The organism is Bartonella sp. AA74HLJMH, assembly GCF_042197045.1.
Classification (GTDB): Bacteria; Pseudomonadota; Alphaproteobacteria; order Rhizobiales; family Rhizobiaceae; genus Bartonella.
Genome location: NZ_JBHIRJ010000112.1, coordinates 1 through 919, shown reverse-complemented (window position 1 = coordinate 919; position 919 = coordinate 1). Strand labels below are relative to the sequence as shown.

Sequence of the window (919 nt, the reverse complement as noted above, 5' to 3'; positions counted from 1 at the left end):
CGAAATCAAGCGAGGAGACAGATGAAAAAGCGATTTATTATAACAGGAATGATTACCCTTTTGGGGATGATAAATTTGGCACATGCAAACAATGTTGATGGAAATCATGTAGGTGGTAACGTGCGGCTAAATCTTTTAAGGGCACAGATTCTTTCGGAATCAGATACTAAACAGAATTCACCTGCTCCATCGCCACCACCTGCTCTACCAGCGGAATATCTGGAGCTTATTAAGCTATTAAAAAAAGGGGAAATTATTGAGCTCTTTAAAAAACAGCTTGAGTTGAAAAAAGAACAACTTTCGCAAACAGAAAAAACCTATCAGGCTATAACAAATAGTCAGAAAACAAACCCAAAGCAAATAGACTTTTCTAGTTTTTTTCTCAAAGAACCAGAATCGTTCTATAAGAGTGATAAGCTTTCAAGAGAATCATATCAAAAGGTACTAGAGGACGAAAACAAAGTTTCTGGGCCTTTTGATCAAATGGGCAAAACTATTTCAGAGCGTTTACAATTTGCATCGATACTAGATAAAGCTATAACTTTAAAAAGTTTTGAAAACGTAGAAAATCGTTTTCAATACCTCAAAAATCTATTTAATGAACTTCAAACAAAAGAAAACCTGAAAGATATTGCAGATCTTCAAGCACATATCGATGGTTCATTAGCCATGATCCAAAATGAATTTATAAAGGTACAAATGGTAGCACATTTACGTAACGCTGAGAAATCACTTATCAAAAGGAAAAGACGCGAACTTGATATGAAAATTTTTAACCATGAAGCAAAAGAGATGCCTATCATACGATGAAAACAAAAGCCGATGTAGAAGGTTCAGTACTCTCTGAACAATTCAGAGAGGCACAAAGATTTTATCAAAGCCAAGATATCGTGCTGAAAACACTTAGGTAATGTATAAA

1 protein-coding gene is annotated in these 919 nt (G+C 34.7%); it reads left to right on the top strand.

What is annotated here, in order from left to right; translation table 11 throughout:
* Positions 1-21 precede the first annotated feature (21 nt).
* On the top strand, positions 22-810 hold the full coding sequence (locus tag ACFINH_RS10030; protein WP_375633024.1) for a type IV secretion system protein: 789 nt from the start codon (positions 22-24) through the stop codon (positions 808-810).
* Positions 811-919 lie beyond the last annotated feature (109 nt).